Annotated in this window: 17 protein-coding genes; 11 read left to right on the top strand and 6 right to left on the bottom strand. The window is 58.9% G+C overall.

The window, feature by feature from the left end; translation table 11 throughout:
* Positions 1-35 precede the first annotated feature (35 nt).
* Positions 36-1841 carry an MFS transporter gene (locus tag ROP_RS27300; RefSeq protein WP_015889250.1) on the bottom strand — a complete coding sequence of 602 codons (1806 nt, stop codon included), beginning with the start codon at positions 1839-1841 and terminating at the stop codon, positions 36-38.
* Between the two features lie 349 nt (positions 1842-2190).
* On the opposite strand from ROP_RS27300, the gene ROP_RS27305 reads away from it, so the two are divergent.
* A complete protein-coding gene (locus ROP_RS27305; protein WP_043825409.1) occupies positions 2191-2589 on the top strand; it encodes a hypothetical protein in 399 nt (132 codons plus the stop codon).
* On the opposite strand, the gene ROP_RS27310 is transcribed toward ROP_RS27305, so the two are convergent.
* The 3 genes from ROP_RS27310 to ROP_RS27315 all read right to left on the bottom strand — a co-directional run bounded on the left by ROP_RS27310 (position 2573) and on the right by ROP_RS27315 (position 4320).
* Complete coding sequence (locus ROP_RS27310) at positions 2573-3076, bottom strand: hypothetical protein (RefSeq protein ID WP_015889252.1); 504 nt, start codon at positions 3074-3076, stop codon at positions 2573-2575. The two genes, ROP_RS27305 and ROP_RS27310, sit on opposite strands and share 17 nt — an antisense overlap.
* Positions 3077-3353: 277 nt before the next feature.
* Positions 3354-3635 carry a hypothetical protein gene (locus ROP_RS42755; RefSeq protein WP_148222519.1) on the bottom strand — a complete coding sequence of 94 codons (282 nt, stop codon included), beginning with the start codon at positions 3633-3635 and terminating at the stop codon, positions 3354-3356.
* A 148-nt stretch (positions 3636-3783) separates the two neighbouring features.
* The gene (locus tag ROP_RS27315; protein WP_015889253.1) at positions 3784-4320 is read right to left on the bottom strand and encodes a serine O-acetyltransferase; all 537 of its coding nucleotides are present in this window, start codon (positions 4318-4320) and stop codon (positions 3784-3786) included.
* Between the two features lie 516 nt (positions 4321-4836).
* Between ROP_RS27315 and ROP_RS27320 the strand changes: the two genes are divergently transcribed.
* The 4 genes from ROP_RS27320 to ROP_RS27325 all read left to right on the top strand — a co-directional run bounded on the left by ROP_RS27320 (position 4837) and on the right by ROP_RS27325 (position 8597).
* Complete coding sequence (locus ROP_RS27320) at positions 4837-6357, top strand: sugar transferase (protein ID WP_043825411.1); 1521 nt, start codon at positions 4837-4839, stop codon at positions 6355-6357.
* Positions 6358-6494: 137 nt separating this feature from the next.
* Positions 6495-7631, top strand: a complete 1137-nt coding sequence (locus tag ROP_RS41515; RefSeq protein ID WP_015889255.1) for a glycosyltransferase — start codon at positions 6495-6497, stop codon at positions 7629-7631.
* Positions 7624-8079 (top strand): polysaccharide biosynthesis protein, encoded by a 456-nt coding sequence (locus ROP_RS45310; protein WP_015889256.1) that lies wholly within the window; start codon positions 7624-7626, stop codon positions 8077-8079. The genes ROP_RS41515 and ROP_RS45310 overlap by 8 nt, the downstream gene beginning before the upstream one ends.
* A complete protein-coding gene (locus ROP_RS27325; protein ID WP_015889257.1) occupies positions 8076-8597 on the top strand; it encodes a glycosyltransferase in 522 nt (173 codons plus the stop codon). Before ROP_RS45310 ends, ROP_RS27325 begins: the two co-directional genes overlap by 4 nt.
* Before the next feature lie 611 nt (positions 8598-9208).
* Here ROP_RS27325 and ROP_RS27330 read toward each other — a convergent pair.
* Positions 9209-9448 (bottom strand): hypothetical protein, encoded by a 240-nt coding sequence (locus ROP_RS27330; protein WP_043825413.1) that lies wholly within the window; start codon positions 9446-9448, stop codon positions 9209-9211.
* Positions 9449-9510: 62 nt separating this feature from the next.
* Here ROP_RS27330 and ROP_RS27335 point away from each other — a divergent pair, with 62 nt between their 5' ends.
* From ROP_RS27335 to ROP_RS27345, 5 genes are read left to right on the top strand one after another with little or no spacing between them, the layout of a single operon-like run.
* Positions 9511-10764 carry a hypothetical protein gene (locus ROP_RS27335; protein WP_148222520.1) on the top strand — a complete coding sequence of 418 codons (1254 nt, stop codon included), beginning with the start codon at positions 9511-9513 and terminating at the stop codon, positions 10762-10764.
* A 4-nt stretch (positions 10765-10768) separates the two neighbouring features.
* Entirely contained in the window at positions 10769-12073 is a 1305-nt protein-coding gene (locus ROP_RS41525) for a lipopolysaccharide biosynthesis protein (protein WP_148222521.1), read from the top strand.
* Positions 12063-13040: an acyltransferase family protein gene (locus ROP_RS41530; protein WP_015889260.1), complete on the top strand. Its 978-nt coding sequence runs from the start codon at positions 12063-12065 to the stop codon at positions 13038-13040. The genes ROP_RS41525 and ROP_RS41530 overlap by 11 nt, the downstream gene beginning before the upstream one ends.
* Positions 13041-13084: 44 nt before the next feature.
* Positions 13085-14410 (top strand): UDP-glucose dehydrogenase family protein, encoded by a 1326-nt coding sequence (locus tag ROP_RS27340; protein WP_015889261.1) that lies wholly within the window; start codon positions 13085-13087, stop codon positions 14408-14410.
* 45 nt (positions 14411-14455) lie between these two features.
* Positions 14456-15013, top strand: a complete 558-nt coding sequence (locus tag ROP_RS27345; protein ID WP_015889262.1) for a YdcF family protein — start codon at positions 14456-14458, stop codon at positions 15011-15013.
* Positions 15014-15048: 35 nt separating this feature from the next.
* On the opposite strand, the gene ROP_RS42760 is transcribed toward ROP_RS27345, so the two are convergent.
* A complete protein-coding gene (locus tag ROP_RS42760; RefSeq protein ID WP_015889263.1) occupies positions 15049-15627 on the bottom strand; it encodes a cold-shock protein in 579 nt (192 codons plus the stop codon).
* Between the two features lie 87 nt (positions 15628-15714).
* Here ROP_RS42760 and ROP_RS27360 point away from each other — a divergent pair, with 87 nt between their 5' ends.
* A complete protein-coding gene (locus ROP_RS27360; RefSeq protein WP_015889264.1) occupies positions 15715-17034 on the top strand; it encodes an HNH endonuclease signature motif containing protein in 1320 nt (439 codons plus the stop codon).
* The last annotated feature ends 51 nt before the right edge of the window (positions 17035-17085 follow it).

Here is a 17085-nt window from a genome sequence, read left to right on the forward strand (position 1 = left end):
GCCCCACCTGCGCATTGCGGAACGTCCGCGCGGAGTTACGGCCGGTCGTGGACGAGTTCGCTCGGGCCCATTCCGGCCTCGCCGGCGATTCCGGCGAGTTCTGCGCCGACCGATTCGTGGGGTTCGTCGGCGGTTGCCTTCTTCTGGGGACCGGTGAGCAGTGACGCGATCCCGCCGATCACGCACGCGACGATCGCGAAACCGAACGCCATGGCGAGGCCGTCGGCGAAGGGGCCCGAGATCAGCTGGGGGAAGAAGTCCAGACCCGTCAGGTGCGCCTGCTGCTGCTCGGTGAGCGAGGACAGCTGCGGTCCCAGCAGCTCCTTGATCGGGTTGACGCCGAGGAACGCCGCGAACAGCACGGCGACGGTGGGCAGGTTCGCGATCTGCGTGGCCTGCGCCGCGGGAACCCCGTTGGCCATCAGTCCGTCGCTCATCGCCGACGGCAGGTGGGTGCTCAGGCCTGCGATCATCAGGCTGAAGAAGAATCCGATCGACAGCACCATCGCCGCGTTCTGGAACGTCGTCATCATGCCCGCGCCGACGCCGCGTGCGTTGGCGGGCAAGCTGTTCATCACCTCGGCGCGGTTGGGTGCGGAGAACATGCCCATGCCGATTCCGTTGATCAACAGCGTCACGGCGAATGCCCAGTAGTGGAAATTCACCGGGAGCGCGATCAACAGTCCGAACGTGCCCGCGGTGATGAACATGCCGATGCTCGTGAACCACTTGGTGCCGAAGCGGTCGGAGATGACGCCGGAGACGGGTGCCGACATCAGGAATCCGATGGTCATCGGCAGCATGTAGATGCCCGCCCACAGCGGGGTGCGGCTGTAGTCGTAGCCGTGCTGCGGCAGCCAGATGCCCTGGAGCCAGATGATGAGGATGAACTGCAGACCGCCGCGGCCCAGCGATGCGACCAGGTTGGCGATGTTGCCCCAGGTGAACGATTTGATCCGGAACAGGTGCAGGTTGAACAGGGGATTCGCGACTTTGGTCTCGATGACGCAGAAGACCGCGAGAACGACGAGGCCGCCAATGAGGCACCAGAGCACCAGCGGGCTGGTCCAGCCCATCGACGAGGTGCCGTACGGCTGGATGCCGTAGGTGATGCCGACCAGGACGGCGATGAGTCCGACGGCGAACGTGATGTTGCCCCACCAGTCGATGTCGGCGTGCTGGCGGACGCCGGTGTCGTGGAGTTTCAGGTAGGCCCAGATGGTGCCGACCACGCCGAACGGAACCGACACGAGGAAGATCAGATTCCAGTGGATCGGCGCGAGGATGCCGCCGATGAGCAGGCCGAGGAAGGATCCGGCGATCGCGGCGACGCCGTTGATGCCGAGCGCGAGCCCGCGCTGATCGGCAGGGAAGGCGTCGGTGAGGATCGCCGACGAGTTCGCCATCAGGAAGGCGCCGCCCACACCCTGCACAACGCGCCACCCGATGAGCCACAGTGCCGCCTCGGAGCCGTCGAACCAGGTCACCGCCAGGAAGATCGAGGCGATCGTGAACACCGCGAAGCCCATGTTGTACATCCGGGCGCGCCCGTACATATCGCCGAGGCGTCCGAAGCTCACCACGAGCACGGCCGTCACAACGAGGAAGCCCATCATCATCCATAGCAAATAGCTGGTGTTGCCGGGCTCGAGCGGGTTGAGATGAATACCCTTGAAGATGTCAGGGAGTGCGATCAGCACGATGGACGAGTTGATCGTCGCGACCAGCATGCCGAGCGTGGTGTTCGACAACGCAATCCACTTGTAGTGGGGGCCGAGCGCCTCGAGTGTGCGGGTGCCGTCACCGTTCGACACCGGCGGTTCCTGCGTCTGCGAGACCACGGGATTTCACCTCTCCGGTTTTCATAGTTTTCAAAAGTAAGTAAATGGAAGGCAAAGGGTGCTGTTGTTGTGCGTTGTCCGTGGTGAGCCTCGGACGACCACGGCATCCCGTTTTCGGAAATGCCCGGTTTGTCCGTTATATCGCTGTCGCCCAACTGGTTCCGTCGGGCGGGTCGATCAGGTTTGTGATGATACGACGTCTCGAGCGACGACGCAGCGCTGTGCGGCCGGGGCCGATCGGGGGACAGGCGATTCATCCGATTTTCGGCCCGATCGGGGGACAGGTGCCAGGGGCGATTCGCGACAGGATGGTTCTCGTCGGATTGGTCACAGTGGCAGGAAAAGGATGATGTCGACGATTGCGAGTACCGGGTTGGCGGAGTTGGCGTCCGAGTGGTGCACCGAGGCGGAGATTCAGATGCAGCCCACCCCGGTCGCCGGCGGGCGGAACCTGACGCGGAGTGTGTTGTTCATCGGCAACCCGTCGACCGTCACCGAGGTGACGCACTGGGCGGCCGTCAGGCATTGGACGGTTGAGCAGGGGCTGAAACCGGTCCGCGACTTCTCCGGCGACGTGCTGTGCGCGATCGTCACCGAGGCCGTGGCCCACGGCACTGGCTCCGGTTCGGACGCGACGGCCGTGCAGCGGGTGCGTGCCCGCGGTCTGGACTGCATCCCGGTCTACGACATCGAGCCGTGGGGAACGGCCCGGTTGTCGGGGGTGCTTTCGTTTACGTCGGCTCCGTGAGCACTCGCTGGGCAGCGGGCCAGAATTCGAATCCCGCGGTCATCAGCCCGCCGAGCCCGATGATGATCACCGCGGCGTCGACGCTCGTGCGCCCCTCCTTTGCCCAGTAGACGTCTTCGAGATCGAGCAGCAGTGCCAGCTCGTCGACGATGAGCGCGGTGCCGACGCCGTACGAGATCGGCACCGTCGGGTGGTGGCGTTGTTTCTCCGAGCCGCGCACCGCGACGGCTCCGACCCCGGCGAGCGCCGCGATGCCGAGGTTGTAGTGGTGGAAATGCCGGCCGTGGAGACTCAACCCACCGCCCGCCGGGCCGTGCCCGCGTCTGATCCAGTGCGTCAGCGCCCGCACCCCCGCGAACGTCAGCGTGAACGCACCCCACGACACCACCGCCGACTGCTCACTCGGATCGAGCTTCCTCCGCCACGCCGCACGCAGGCGGCGCAAGCGACTGCGGTGGGGTGCATCGTCGAGCGGGTGGTAGGTCACCGATCAATGGTGCCACTGAATTCGGTGGTCTATCGGGACTTCGAGCTGATCGAGCAATCGGGGATAGAACCCCAACGGCTGGGGCTGCGCCAGATCCGATCGGTATCTTGCGCAAGATTGCGTTGATGGCGGAGGCCGTTACGGGCCCGTGATCGTAAGAGCTGTGATCGATTGATGTCTCTTGGCGTCGTCGGGCGTCAGGGGTGCCGGAACAATAGAAAGCCGTGCCAGCAGGTGATCGTCGCTGCCGTGATCACCGTGACACCCATGAGTCGACTCAGGTTGTCACCGATTGCTGCTCGGCCTGAGGGTGTATTTCCGATTCGATGAGCCGGTGAAGAATCCGGAGGGAAGAAGCACGCTCGTCTCGGATGTTGAGGTCGCGGATAACACGCTTATGGACACGATTGGCGGTTAGCGCAACAATGTTGCGGTTCTGGTGATGCCATGTCCAAACCAGAGGCACTGCTCGCGTCGCCAATGCCTCGATCCCGGCGTAGCCGTTTCCGCTATCGGTGTAGGAGTTCCCGACGTCCGCCGCCTGTGCGGCGGAGTCCATTAGAACACTGGTTACCTAGGCGGATACGCACCTGTTGTCGCTCTCGCTCGCGACAAATCCACTGATGACCAATGCGAAGCTGAAGTAAACGAGGGCGAACGCCATGATGCCGATCGCGATCGAACCTCAAGCAACAGTGTTCTTCGCGTCAGGCCAAAGGACTTGCTTCGTCAACGGGGTGAATAGCACGAGCCGGGACTCCAGCGACTGTTTTACCGCTAGGTACGTCCTTCGTGACAACGGCGTGAGCGCCCACCTTCGCTCCGTCCCCGACCGTGACCTCCCCGAGCAAACTGGCCTTCGCGCCGATCTGCACACCGGATCCAATCTTCGGAGCCTCAGGCCGGGGCGGACGATTCCCAATCGTCACCTGCTGCTGGATCGTGACCCGGTCGCCGATGACGGTTCCCGGATTGATGAAGAGTCCCCGGCCACCGTGCGGAAGGCAGAGAGCAGATCCGCATTCGATCGAAGCGGGAATGTCCGACCCGATGATCATCTTCGTCCAGATCGTGTCGAGGAGGACGTGCATGATCTTGGCTGCGCATGCGAGCGGGCCCCGACCCTGGTTGCCGTACTGGCCGATGCGGAATACCGCGACGGAGATGATGCCGAATATTCCACTACTTCGACGGTTGACTTCGATGTCACTGCGGACCAATTCGCGGAACTCGCTGTACTTCATCCTGGCAGGCTAGCCTAGTCGGCTACTCACCGAGAATTGCTCACGGCGTTTCAATCGACCGCTCGACCGTGCCACCACCCTGAGGAAGTTCAATTCTCTCTCCGGCGACCGAGGGTTTAAACGGTGGGGGTTCGATATTTGAGAAATTCCTGGGTCGAGGCGTTGAGCCTGTGCGGCCCCCGCAGGGCACCATTCGATCTGACTCATGAGTAGAGTTCGGCCAATCTACCGGAACTCCTTTCCGCGTGCCAGGACTTTCGACCCTATTCGCGGTCCATAGTTTGGTGTAATGAATGTCATTCACTCGATCTATAGTCCTGTGACCTGCGCAGTAACCTGTTCTCGCGGTGAGGCTCTCGCCGTTGTGACTCTCGCCACTCCAGTTGTAACGAAGTTGGTTGAAGGTGCGATCATCAACCCGGCAGCAATACAGGGGGGCGGTCATCATCCACCGCCAACAGTCGCAAGACAGCAGCGCTTGCCGACCTATTGGTTCTCAGGTGGAAGGCAACGAATGTGACCGCATTCGATGTTCCGCTCGGCCCCGCATCGGGTGCGCCGGGTGCGACAACGGTCTCTGTGGAGACAGGACGACTCGGAAGTCGTCGAGAGTGGCAGGCGGCGTACATACGACGACTGCTGATCTCCGACACCCTGGTGGTGATCGCTGCTGTGGCGTTGGCCCAATGGATTCGCTTCGGCCACAGCGGTGTTCTAACCACGGGACAAGCTCTTCACGAACTAAGCTACACGCTGGTTTCCGCTCTTTTGGTGGCCGCGTGGCTGGTGACGCTTGTGATCTTCCGGACCCGCACCATCCGCGTCATCGGAAGCGGCCCCGACGAGTACCGCCGCATCTTCGTTTCGACCGTGCGTCTCTTCGGTTTCATCGCGATCCTGGCGCTCCTCTTTCGACTCGACCTGGCACGGCTGTACCTGGCCATCGCTTTCCCCGTGGGTCTGGTTGCCCTGACGGTTAACCGTTGGGTGTGGCGCAAGGTAGTCGCGCGCAAGCGTTCGCGTGGAGAGTTTCAGACGTCCGTCCTCGTGGTTGGCGGGGAACGTTCGGTGCGGAACCTTGCCGAATCCTTCGCCCGCGGCACTGCTGACGGCTACCGCGTTGTCGGCGTGTGCATCCCGGGACACACCGGCAAGTATGGCGACAAGATCACCGTGAATGGGCGCGAAATCCCCGTACTCGGAGACGAGCAGGCCGTGGTGGAGTCGCTAAAGTTCTGCCGGGCAGACACCGTGGCTGTCACGGCAACCGAGCACCTCGGTCACGACGGCATGAGGGATCTGGCGTGGGCGCTCGAACCGCACCACGTCGATCTCGTTGTTGCTCCAGGGATGATGGACGTCTCGGGCCCCCGCCTCTCGATGCGCCCCGTTGCCGGCCTCCCGCTGATTCATGTGGAGAAGCCGCAGTACCACGGTGCCCAGAGGTTCTCGAAGCTGTCCTTCGACTTCGTGTTTGCGACACTCGCGTTGATCCTGATCAGCCCGTTTCTGTTGGTTATCGCACTGGCGATCAAGCTAACCAGCAAAGGACCCGTGTTCTACAAGTCGGAACGGATGGGCCTAGACGGCGAACCGTTCCCGATGCTCAAGTTCCGCAGCATGGTTGTCGACGCCGACAAGCAGGTGGCCTCGTTGATGAAGGTGAACGAGGGTGCCGGTGTGCTGTTCAAAATTCGCGAAGACCCGCGGGTAACCAAGGTCGGCCGCTTCATGCGCAAATTCAGCATCGATGAACTGCCCCAATTCATCAACGTCCTCCGGCGCGAGATGAGCGTCGTCGGCCCCAGACCGCCGCTGCGCCGTGAAGTCGAAGCCTACGACGGCACTGTGCGGCGCCGCCTACTCGTCAAGCCCGGCGTCACCGGGCTGTGGCAGGTGAGCGGGCGTTCGGATCTTTCGTGGGAAGAGACAGTGCGGCTGGATCTTTCCTATGTGGAGAACTGGTCGATGATGGGAGATCTGCTCATCATCGGTAAGACGGTGAAGGCGGTGCTTGCGGGTGATGGTGCCTACTAGCTCACCGACGATACAAGGACCCACGAAGCCATGCACTTCAGACCTCCCAACCCAGTACGGGTTCGCGGCCAATGCGTATTGAGTCGTCCACCCAATATTTGCGGACCGGTAGGTCGACACTCGAAAAGGGAAAGTCAGTGAGCGACAGCAGTGACCAAAAATGCTCCTTCATTATTTTGCAACCGCATCTAGAGTATGGGGGCGCTGAGCGCCAGACGGTGATACTCGCAAATAAGCTAGTTTGCGATGGACATGAATGTCACCTAGTTCTGCACGAGGCCAAAGGCGGCCTATTGGTTGAGGTCGACTCACGGGTACATGTCCACACGCTTGGACTGGAAAATCATTTAGCAACCCCACTTGTGGCATGGAGGCTTGCCAGACTGTTGAAGCGCCTGCCGAGCTCCCTGGTCATTGTAAAGCTTTGGTCCAGCATTCTTGCTTGCGCTATGGTCGATAGGTTTGTGCCGAAGCACGTATACAACTATTGCGAAGATCTCGATCCGACTGATCATGCGAAATATATCCGGATGGGTTTGATTAAGCAGCGGATTATCGGGTATATCTTCCGCAACCGTGATCACCTTACGGCTAACACCCAGACCGTTGCTCATTCGATGGTAGAACAATACAAGATCAGCCTCCCCGCAGTTATTCCAAGCGTTGTAGACATCCAGATGGTGCAACGGAAGGCAACTGAGGGTGAGCGGTTGCGTGAGGGGCGCCCTGGAGCGCTCCAACTAGTTACCGTTGGCAGTCTAATCGAACGCAAAGGCCTGCTCTACATGCATAGAGCACTTCTGGAATCTGGTGCCCACATTGATTGGCATATTGTCGGAGAGGGCCCGTTGAGGACGACCCTCGAAGACCTAGCGACCGGAACAGGGCCGCTGCAGTTGCACCTGTACTCCGGAACGAGTAACCCCTACGGATACATGCGTAGTGCCGACATCCTGTTGCATGCGTCTCTCAGCGAGGCATTTGGCATTGTTATTGTCGAATCTCTTGCCGTTGGAACACCTGTCGTGGCTGCGGCTTCGATTGGGCCAACCGAAATGCGATCCCGGCTCGGAGATCGACCAGAGCTATTGCGTCTCTTTGCTTCCGGTGACGTTAAGGAAGCAAAGCAAGCTGTGACGCAAGCCCATGCAAACATGGAATCACCGCAGCCCTCCGTGGCCATCGACTACATGCGACCGTACTCACTTGAATCGACCGCGAAGCTGTGGGTTGAGCGAAATCTCGAACTAACAAGAGGTAAGAACGATGGCTAAGATCCTCTTTGTCTGCAGCTCCGGGGGCCATTTGGATCAGCTCCTCCTACTCTTGCCGCCTCCTGACGGTTGCTCACTTTCGATTGCGACATTTGACAAGCCCGATGCGCGCGAGAAGATCCAAGGTTACCGCGTTCATGCGCTTGCTTGGCCAACTAACCGAAATCTTCGAGCACTGGCGAAGAACTCGGTGCGGGCATTAAGGGTCCTTCAAACCGAACGACCGGATATTATTGTCAGCTCGGGTGCTGCAGCAGCGGTTCCCTTTTTTTACCTGGGCAAGGTTATTTGGAGGTCCCGCACAGTCTTTATTGAGTGCATTGACAGACCCAAATTGCCCACTCTGACTGCGCGTCTGATAAAGCCGGTGACTGATCAGTATTTGTGTCAGTGGCCTGGCCAACTAGACGGATTTCCCCGAAGAGTTGAGATCGGAACCAGTCGATGAATATCCTATTGACCGTCGGGACACACGAGCAGCCGTTTCAACGGTTAATCTCCGCCATAGAGGAGATCATTGACAGCGACCGGCCAAACTACTGCTGGAAAGTTCAGTATGGCATTGGGTCCTTCCAGGAGCGTGACGGCGTGGAGAGTGTTCCGTATTTCTCGTCTAACGAAATTGCTGCACGATTTGAGTGGGCAGATATCGTGATCAGTCAAGCTAGCCCCGGTATCGTCTTCAATGCTCTTGAGCGTAATGCATGGCCACTCGTAATCGGCAGACAGAAGCAGTACGGGGAGCACGTTGACGACCACCAATTGGATTTCGCCACGTTGGCTGACAAGAACGGATGGGCCACAGAGATCAAGTTGACGTCAGACATTGCAGGTCAGATTCTGAAATGCAGCGAAAATGTGGGCGAATATCACGATAGGTGTATTGCAGCAATGAGGCGATCCCACAACAACACAATCGCTTTTAGAAATCGCTTCTGGTCTGCAACGTTGACGGAGATCGCATGAGAGTCCACAAACTCGCTGCACGTCTGCCTTCCGCGGTCGCGACAGTGCTTGCTTCAACGCCTCTTCGAGTACGAAATCTGCTCTCTAATTCCGCCATCGTGGATGGCGCAGGCGTAGAGGCCGTGGTTTCAGTCACAACGCACGGACACCGCATACGGTCGGTATACCTCGCGCTCGAATCGATAGGCAGAGGAACCGTAAGGCCGGCCCGTTTCGTATTGTATCTCGATCAGGAATGGGCCAACCGCAAACTTCCTGCTTCAATAATGCGTTTACAGGCGAGAGGTCTGTCTGTTGAATTCTCGCCGGAACCGTACGGTCCGCACACAAAGTACTACCCCTACGTTTCGGGAATTCCCTCCCATACGGATCCACTCATCACCGCAGACGACGACATAATTTACCCGAAGTGGTGGTTGGAGCGGCTGTATGGCGGTCACGTTCGACTGCCACATGCGATTATGGCTTACCGCGTTCACAAGGTGCGTATGACGGATGGCGCGATCGCGCCATATGTGTCCTGGAGGCCGGCATCCGACAGCGATTCGTCAGTTCTGAACTTTGCCACTGGCGTATCCGGCGTAGTGTACCCACCCCATTTTCTAGGTCGTCTAAAGGAAGCTGGGGATGGCTTTCTTGCCTGCTGCCCAAAAGCCGACGATATTTGGCTTCACCTCGTCGCACTCAGAACCGGTACCGAAGTTCGTCAACTCGATCATAAACCCAAGCATTTCAGGGTGATCCCACTGACGCAAAAGCTCGCACTTGCTCGAGGCAACACGGAATATAATGGGAATGATACGCAGATAAAGAAGTCTTACGGCGACTGCGACATAGATCTTCTCAGGCAATCCGCTACAAGATTCTCGATCGAACGAAAGTGATCCAACTCGCCGCGTGGATCTTCGCATGCATGGGTTTCTCCGTGCTCACTTACAAGAAGCCCTTCTACTTCTTCGCAGCCGTAATCCTTTTACGGTTTGCGATTCCCTCGCCCGCGAGTGAGTTTATCGTCGGCAATTGGCAGGGTGCATGGAGTTTTCACCCGGCGAGTTGGCTCGTCGTGTCTGGCGCAGTGGTGCTACTTCCTGCACGGACGGATCTCGTCGCAAGAGACTTCCTTCGCGCACCGGGTCTTTACTACCTGTGCACTGCATTCATTGTCGTGTCGAGCATCACGACACTCGTAGGGCCTGGTGCGGAGGCGATGTTGCGCTACTGCAATGTAGCGATAGTTCCGATGCTGTTTTTCGTGATGATTCGAGTATTCTTATATGGCGAAAATGAACTTGTACGTAGATTGGCCTACCTAATCGTCCTTGTAATCACCATGCAAGCGGTCTTGGCACTCGCTCAGTGGTACTTGGATTCCGTACTTGTGTTCGAGCACTATCATCGATTTCAGAACTGGTGGCCGCGCTCTGGGGTTCTTGGTCGTTCTATCGGAACGTCTGACAGCCCACTTGATCTTGCCCTTATTCTTGCATGCGGTATTCCATTGTCTGCCGTCGTCAAGAGCGACTTCGTGGCGTACGCGATAGCCGTTATTGCAAGTGCGGGTATTATCGTTAGTGAGTCGCGTCAAGGGGTGATCTATGGGGCTCTTGCGCTTGTTTTCGTAGTTGGATACCGCTCCAAGAGCGTCGTCTCGGCCGCGATATCTTCCATCCTGATCATCCTTGTCTTTAGCGAGTTCGTTTTCGACCAGATTGGCGGCGGCCTCGCCGACAGGTTCTATTCAGACGATGGTGGATCTTCTCGTACGCGTGAGTTAGCGACAAATTTCTTCATCGACAATCTGCAAGACTATCTTGTCGCTGGGGGTGGTTATGGATATAGCTTTAGCTTGCGAGGTTCCCTCTTAAGCTCATCTCTAGAAAATGGCTACGCAATCTTCGTGTTTGACTTTGGATTGCCGGCGGTGGTGTTGTTGTTGCTAATTCAAATCGCAGCCTTGTTCGTTCGGCGCGCGGATGCCGCTCCGTACAGGTTCGCTGCTGTCCTTGGCGTAATTATGTGCTTTGGTTATAGTTCGTTCGCTACGCAGAGCGTAGCGGGGTTGCTCCTTTGGACTCTCATTGGTTTAGTCAGTTGCTTTCCCAAGGTCGAATCTTTGGGTTATGTAAATCGAAGAGGCCGAGTATTTGGTACGGATAGTGTGGGGTAAGGTAGTGAAGAACTCGTCCCGTATGTGGCCAAGTTTCGCCTCAAATGGCTTCGGAAATCTCGCGCCACCCTTCTTTATGTTGTTTGTTAGCGTGCTGCTCGCGCGAGAATTGGGTGTGGACGGCCGCGGCGAAGTTGGTGCTGCCGTTGCACCCTATCTTTTGGCCACGTCGATCGCGGCGTTTGGGGTTCCAGATGCCGTAACGTACTTTGTGGCGCGGCATGGTGGAGTAACTAGACAACTTGCCCGCTTCGCCACCGCTATTATGGCGGGAGGCGGCGCAGCGGTCGCTGTCGCATTCTTTTGTCTTCGTGGCGTTCTTTCGGGCGGGTTGCCGTCTGTTGCAACCGGGATGGCGTGGGCGTCGCTCGCAATCGTTCCAGTTCTCTTCGTCGGACTAGTTCGTGGTGTTGCGGCCGGTCTAGGGCTTTGGAGGCTTGTCGCTACTGAGAAATTTGTGGGCGCGGCAAGTCGGCTTATTGCAATTCTCATATTGCAATTGATGAATGAACTTAATTCGGTGAATGCTGCAATCGCGATTGCATTCGGCCCTGCGGTGGGCTTGGTCGTGTACCTTGGCTTGCCGTACTCTTCATCCGTTTGCGATATCGGACCACGTCATCGCTATAGTGTATACGGCAAGTACTCGATGAAAATCTGGATTGGATCGATTGCTGGCATACTGTTAATGCGCATTGATCAGGTTCTTATTGTTCCCCTATCGGATGTCTTTGAACTCGGGCTCTATATAGTTGCAGTAAATGTCGGTGAAGTCATACTGGTCGTCAGTAACACAGTCAGGGAAGTGATATTCTCTGCTGACGCGCAAAAATCAGACGATAAACGTCTTGCCCGAGCCGCGCGTTTGACTGCGCTTGCTAGCGGTATTCTCGTTTTGCTGATTTCAGTTAGTGCGCCTATTTGGTTTCCTACCGTTTTTGGAGAGGAGTTTCGCGACGCTACTCCGCTCGCCGTTGTGATGCTCATCGCTGTCCTTCTAGGTGTTCCTGGTTCGATTGCGGGAGCAGGCTTGAGTGCGCGCGGAAAGCCTGAGTTGCGCAGCATCGCCTTAGTTATCGCGTGTGTCCTTAATGTCGCTCTGTTGTTGGTCCTCGTTCCCCCATGGGGGGCCTGGGGTGCTGTTCTAGCCACGCTTCTTGGAAATCTCTTGTCGAGCAACCTTAATGTCGTTTTCATGAAGCGCAATTTTGGTCACCGTTTCCGGGATTATTACGGGATTCGGTATACCGATTTTTCCGCTCTTAACCTGCGTGCAATTAGCGCTCGGGAGGTCTCTAGTGAGCGTTGAAGTTGGCTCTCAGCAAACTACCTCGCTGCGGCGTCTAGATTTAGATATTATCCGTGTAATAGGAGTGATCGCGGTAGTCGCCGGCCATGCTTGGGATAGCGAATGGATTCATCGCTTGCTATACCCGTGGCACGTTCCCGTTTTCTTTATTCTCGCGGGGTATTTATGGCGGGATAATCGTGCGCTAAGCGATGAGGTGGCGCGTCGATTTAGAACGTTGGCGGTTCCCTATAGTTTCTGGATCGCGGTCTTGCTCTGCCTTCTCGTCGTGTTTCGCAAATTGAATGGCACTTTGGACGTGCGCGAAGTGATGAAGACTCTTTATGGTGGAGTGGCGGCAACCGCCCCATTCTCAGCATTCTGGTTCGTGAGTGCCCTGTTTGTAGGGTCGGTGTTTTTTCGGTTGCTCTCGGAGTTGAAGGCAGGATTCTTTACTGCAATCGTACTGGCACTTCTGGTTACGTCGTCTCTAGCCGGTGAGCAGGTCGCGCGTCTACCGTTGTCGATCGGTTCAGGTGCGTTGTGTGTTTTGTTCCTGGTAGTTGGTCGTTTCATTCGCCGCGCTTCGATGCTGACGAAGCCGCACCCTCTCTTTGTTTCATTCTTAGCGGTATTCCTATTTGCAGTGTTCGCGTCCGGGCTACTTCCGTCTCTGGACTTGAAACGCGGAGACTACGGATTTCCTGTGCTTGGCATTGTTGCTGCCGCTATGGCTTTCGTGGTTCTTTTGGGCGTGAGTGGAGCGCTGTCGAGCTTAATTGGCCGAGAGGGTGGCTTCCAGAGTTGGATAACACGACTGGCGTCGTGTTCGCTGGGAGTTGTGTTGATCCACGCATTCCCGATTATGGTTCTACGCGGCTTGGCGCCGACATGGTGCATATTCTTGTCGAGTCTGATCGTGAGCTGGTTAATATCGGTAGCTTTTCTTCGGTTCAAAGTAGGAAGAGCTGTTCTCGGAGTCGGGTAATTATCCATATTTCGTAAATTTTCTCGGATAGATCGGTGGTTGTAATGACGATGCGGATAGCGGTGTTCGGTACTGGGTACCTCGGTGCTACCCATGCCGCATGCATGGCTGAACTGGGTCATGAAGTGCTCGGCGTCGATGTCGACGCGGCAAAGCTCGCCAAACTCGAGGCCGGCGAGGTGCCCTTCTACGAACCGGGACTCGAAGAAGTCCTGCGGCGGAACATTGCCGCGGGGCGCCTTCGCTTCACCTCCTCCTACGAGGAAGCGGCAGAGTTTGCCGACATACATTTCCTCGGTGTCGGAACCCCACAGAAGAAGGGGGAGTTCGCCGCCGACCTTAAGTTTGTCGATGCCGTCGTCGAGACCCTGGCACCTCTTCTTACCGGGCCGGCGGTGATATTCGGTAAGTCGACAGTCCCCGTCGGTACGGCCGAACGGTTGGGTGGGCGCGCTCGCGAACTGGCGCCAGCCGGAGATGCCGTCGAGGTGGCGTGGAATCCCGAGTTCCTGCGTGAAGGCTTCGCCGTCCGAGATACGTTGCACCCGGACCGTCTCGTCCTCGGAGTAGATCGCAATCGACCCGGCCGAGCGGAGGCGGTCGCACGCGAGGTGTACGCGCAGCTTCTGGACGAGGGCATCCCGTTCCTGGTATCGGATCTTGCGACCGCCGAACTGGTGAAGGCCTCAGCGAATGCGTTTCTGGCTACCAAGATCTCGTTCATCAACGCGATCGCGGAAGTGTGTGAAGCATCCGGTGCCGACGTCACTGTGCTGGCCGACGCAATCGGCCACGACGCTCGCATCGGCCGGCGCTTCCTCAATGCCGGACTTGGCTTCGGTGGCGGCTGCCTACCGAAGGACATCAGGGCGTTCATGGCGCGGGCGGGTGAGTTGGGGGCAGACCAGGCCCTCACCTTCCTGCGTGAAGTCGACAACATCAACATGCGTCGTCGAACCCGCATGGTCGAACTCGCGCGCGAAGCATGCGGTTCACTCTTGGGCGCGAGGGTCGCGGTGTTGGGTGCGGCATTCAAACCTGACTCCGACGATGTGCGTGATTCCCCGGCCCTGAACGTCGCCGGCCAGATTCAGCTGCAGGGCGCCGCGGTCAACGTGTACGACCCCAAAGCAATGGATAACTCGCGGGCGCTGTTCCCGACACTCGGATACTCGGACACCGCGTTGGACGCATGCGAAGGGGCGGACGTCGTCCTGGTGCTGACCGAATGGCCTGAGTTCCAGAAGCTTCAGCCCGCAGATCTGGATGCCGTGGTGCGCAAGAAGGTCCTCATAGATGGGCGTAACTGCCTTGATCCGCAACAATGGCGCGTTGCCGGCTGGACCTACAGAGGTCTTGGAAGGCCGTAGCCGGACTTCGGGGAAGCTCGCAGGATTCCATCTACTCTGGGACCGGTGCGGCGACTAGCGATCCTTGCAGTGAGTGCTCTTGGGGCTGCGGCTGTTGGCGTGGCCGGCCTGGGTGGGGTCGGCTACTTCCTCTACTCCAAGTCGCATGTCGATCCGATGAGGCCTGTCGATGCGATCATCGTGCTCGGCGGGGATCGCGACGGTCGCGAAGAGTACGGCATCGAACTTGCGCGGGAGGGCTTCTCGACGAACGTTGTGCTGTCGCATCCCTACTGGAAGGGCGACCGCAAGATGGCCGAGTTCTGTGCCATCCAGGATCAGCGCTTCACCGTCACCTGCGTCCCGCCGCAACCGCGTACGACGCGCGGCGAGGCCCTGTTCACGCGGGACCTCGCCGCGCAGCACGGGTGGACCAGCGTCCTGGTGATCAGCTGGCGGTACCACTTGCCGCGTGCGCGGTACATCTTCTCCCAGTGCTTCGAAGGCGAGATCGTGATGCGGCCGGTCCCGCGGGACTACGACTTCAGCGTCGCCCACTGGGAGTACATCTACCTCTATCAGACGGTCGCGTTCGTCAAGGCGTTCTTTCAAGGGCGTTTCTGACTTCGCGCCACCTGTAGCGGGGGGCACGAGCCGACCTACTCCACCTTCCGAACGTCGAGTGCGCGGTAGTGGTAGCCGTCCTGTGTTCCGCCGACCATGGTCTCGGGCTCGAACGTCACCTCGTGTCCCGGCGTCAATGAGCGATAGCCCGGCCCCTCGACGAGGCTGAAGTGCGACCACGCACCTCCGGGGGTTGCGTCGGAATCGATCACGCCCCAACCCTCTTCGTCAATGCAGGTGCGCACGATTCCCGTGGTCCGGTCGGCGTGGATCCGAGGCGGCACGGGAGGGAAGTCCGCCTCGGTGAGCTCTCGCGCCGTGCAGTCGGGAGCGATCGCCCACAATCGGGACGAGAATGGGCTCTCTGACGCCGGCGCGACGTATGGTTCGCTGCCCGCCGGCCACGCGCGAATCGTGTAGAAGCTGCACCCGTGGATGGGGCTATCGAGTGCGTCCCACTCGAACTCCACCTGCTGGCCCTCGCGAAGCGCGGGGAAGCCCTCAACCGCCACGCTGTGGAACAACGTCCAACATCCACCCGGCGTCTCGTCGGAATCGATGACGCCCCACATCGCCTCGATGCTCCAGCTGCGCACGACGCCAATAGTTGCCATGACGTCATTGTCGCGTGGTGCGCATTCGGTCGGGGCAGATCTATATTCGCCGTTGACTCGAACGGATGTTCGATTTAGGATTGGAACATGGGGATCGGGGAGGATATCCAGGGGGCGTTGTCAGACGAAATTCTGACAACCGCGATCGGTGACGCGTGGCGTCTGGCCGAGGTCGAACTGCTCGACTCGGTTGTACGTATTTCGGACGAGATTCAGAAACTCGAGGCCCTGCGCGTCAAGCTGGTCGGTGCGGTCGACCACCGCTGCACGGTCGATGTGCTGGGATTCCCGAACGTCAAGATGTGGCTCGCCTCCAAGACGCTGCTCGAGGTGGGTGCGGCGGGGCGAATCGTGATGCTGGGCCGAGGTTTGCGACGCCAACCGGAGATCGCGGACGAGTTCTATGCCACGAACATTTCGGCGGAGCACGCTGCGCTGGTCATGAAGTTCTGTGAGCGGCCACCGAAAGGCATGCCGGTCGAGGCGCTGGATGACTGCCGAAATGCGCTGCTGCTCGCAGCATCCGGTCCCACGGCCAACACGGACGCGGTGCGCGCCGTCATCGCCAGGCTGGAACGCATCTTCGAATCCGACGATCCGCCGCCCAGCGAAGACGCCGAACTCAACGAATTCCACGCCTGCAAAACGCTCAACGGACGCATGGCCGTCAAAGGCGACCTCGACGCCGTCACCGGCGAAATGCTGCTCTCCGCACTCTCCGGACTGTCCAAGCCCCAACCCGCGCAGGACGGAACCAAAGACACCCGCGCCCCCGGACAACGACGCGCCGACGGGTTCACCGAACTGCTGCGCCGCTACCTCAACTCCGGCATCGCCGGCGAAGAAGGCGGAGAACGGCCACACGTCTCACTCCACGTCAACGCGCGAGACCTGGCCGACTACACCGAGAGGGCTACACGAGAACAGCAGGAAGCTGCCACCTCGTCCGACCGCACACTCTTCGACGTCGACGGAGTGGCCTGGACCGAGTGGATGGGGCCGCTGAGTATCAAGACAGCCCGGCTCCTCAGCTGCGACTCGATCTACACACCAATCGTTCTCGACGACAACGAGGCACCGCTCGACCTCGGCAGGGCAACCCGAACCGTCACGAAACGACAGCGTAAAGCGTTGGTGGCGAGAGACCGTGGATGCGCCTTCCCCGGGTGTGGTGCGCCGCCATCGTGGTGCGAAGGCCACCACATCATCCACTTCATCGACGGTGGGCCATCCAACATGGATAATCTAGTGCTGCTCTGCCGATTCCACCACCGACTGCTCCACCACAGCGAGTGGGAAATCGAAATGGGAACCGACGGGCACCCCAAGTTCATCCCGCCGCGGCAAGTGGACTGGGAACGAAAGCCGATGCCGGCGCACAGCCGGTCACGGCCCCACGCCTCCTGACCAGGGCGCCACACACAGCCGACTCGGCAACAGGACAACTCCTGCTGCCGA

It is taken from the genome of Rhodococcus opacus B4, assembly GCF_000010805.1.
GTDB lineage: Bacteria > Actinomycetota > Actinomycetes > Mycobacteriales > Mycobacteriaceae > Rhodococcus_F > Rhodococcus_F opacus_C.